The organism is Paenimyroides viscosum (assembly GCF_003858535.1).
Classification (GTDB): domain Bacteria; phylum Bacteroidota; class Bacteroidia; order Flavobacteriales; family Flavobacteriaceae; genus Flavobacterium; species Flavobacterium viscosum.
The window spans coordinates 1-730 of sequence record NZ_RQTJ01000063.1 but is presented as its reverse complement, the minus strand read 5'-3'; the positions used below and the strand labels follow the sequence as shown (position 1 = coordinate 730).

At 37.0% G+C, this 730-nt stretch carries 1 protein-coding gene and 1 pseudogene; both read right to left on the bottom strand.

All coding sequences use genetic code 11. From position 1 onward, the window contains the following. A partial coding sequence (gene rfbC / locus EG242_RS14530; protein ID WP_235831927.1) for a dTDP-4-dehydrorhamnose 3,5-epimerase occupies positions 1–406 on the bottom strand: 406 nt, incomplete at its 3' end. Positions 407–600: 194 nt separating this feature from the next. Further along, positions 601–730 (bottom strand): annotated as a pseudogene (locus EG242_RS15105) (dTDP-glucose 4,6-dehydratase); the annotation flags it as partial.

Sequence of the window (730 nt, the reverse complement as noted above, 5' to 3'; positions counted from 1 at the left end):
TATCGCATTTATAGAAAAACACGGCTTCTTCGCTTAATACAGAAAAACCATGCAGAAACCCACGAGGAACAAATAACTGTTTGTTGTTTTCTGCCGATAAATGTACTGCTACATGCTGACCAAATGTTGGAGAATCGGGACGGGCATCTACTGCTACATCGATTACTTCGCCTTTTAGCACTCGAACCAATTTTGCTTGTGCATGATCTCCTGCTTGTGCATGCAGTCCGCGAATTACTCCTTTTGTTGAATAACTTTGGTTATCTTGAACGAAATGGGTGTTGGTTCCCGTTAAATCATTGAATGATTTTTCGTTAAAGCTTTCGAAAAAGTAGCCACGTTCGTCTTGGAACTTTCGTGGTTCTAAAATAAAACAGTCTTTTAGTTTTGTTTCTGTTGCCTTCATATTATTTAGTAACTGAGCTAATTAATAACTGGTAACTAATTTACCTTTCTAATTAAGCTCCTGTTTTAATTTAATTTTTTACTTAACGGGTATCCCAATCGCTATCTAGATACAGTATGATTAAATGGTTATTAAGTGAGTCGCCCTTGATGAATGAGATTCTTCCTACGTCAGAATGACAAAAAAACTGGATATTATTTATACTGCTCCTGATAATACTTTTGGTAATCGCCTGATGTTACGTTGTTCAACCATTCTTGGTTATCCATAAACCAGTCGATTGTTTTTGCCAATCCTTGTTCAAAGGTGACGCTTGGGTACCAG